The 1,030-nt window shown below is 48.7% G+C and carries 1 protein-coding gene; it reads right to left on the reverse strand.

The window, feature by feature from the left end:
* A partial coding sequence (locus V0288_RS24945; protein WP_332867905.1) for a transposase occupies positions 1-434 on the reverse strand: 434 nt, incomplete at its 3' end.
* Positions 435-1,030 lie beyond the last annotated feature (596 nt).

Below are 1,030 nucleotides of genomic sequence, written 5' to 3' on the forward strand. Positions count from 1 at the left end.
GGGAACGTCATCCTTTCTATTAATCCATACGCGTTCACGCTCACGATCCCGTTCTCGACTTTTCCGATATTCCCGATGTATTGTCTTTTCACATAATCCGTCGTTTTTCCTTTCTTCTTATCTCCCGTTTCGTCCATTATTACGGTAATCTCTCTTTTCCCTACTACGGATAAGATTACTTTCAATCTTCTTTCTTTTAGATCCTTCGCTAACCAGGGTGAACTCGTCAGAAAATGGTGTAACCCCTGTTCATTTTCTAATCCTACCTCTCTCGCTATCGCTGGCAAGGTCTTTCTTTTTATCCCCGATAGCAGACCGATATGCAGGTATTTGAAATACTCGTAACTTCTCACTTCTGGAAATAGGTCTCGATATAGAGAGCAGTATTCATCTACTATCGTGACCGTTTTTTGGTCGGGACGTGGCTTAACCATATACCACCTCTCGCTTTGGGGGCTTTTCTCTCTATTCTAACTCTCCCGCTCTGACGGAAGAGGGATAACCCTCTTTCATCAGAGTAGGATCGGTTCCTGTTGGCAATCCGAGCCGAAACGCTTGTCTATCAATGGTTTCACGAGAATTGAGCGTTGTTACGACCCGATCGAGGGAAACTGTCAGCAACTCAATCCCGAAATCCTTGCCCAGTAAGGGGATCGTTCGATCGCGGGATCGGCGGCATTCCACCTCTGACAGAAAAGGGATTACACAGGATCCGGGGAACGATGCCGGGGAGGAAACCGGGGACGATCCTCGGACACGAGGGGGTCGGCATCGTCGAAGAAATCGGCCCTGGCGTTAGAAATAAGTCGGCGATCGGGTTGTTATTCCCTCCACGATCGCCCGCGGTTACCGCTCCTACTGTCGATCGGGCTACCACGCCCCCATACTTCTCGGATAGCGTGATTTCCCCATTCACAAGGATACGGAAACCCTTGGAATTCCGTAGGCGAGAAGCCCGAGAAAATCCAAAACCCGCCCCAATACTTCTCGGTTAAGGATTAAGCAGTATTAGCAATCGAAAAAATCGGCG

Source organism: Pannus brasiliensis CCIBt3594, from assembly GCF_036688125.1.
GTDB lineage: Bacteria > Cyanobacteriota > Cyanobacteriia > Cyanobacteriales > Microcystaceae > Pannus > Pannus brasiliensis.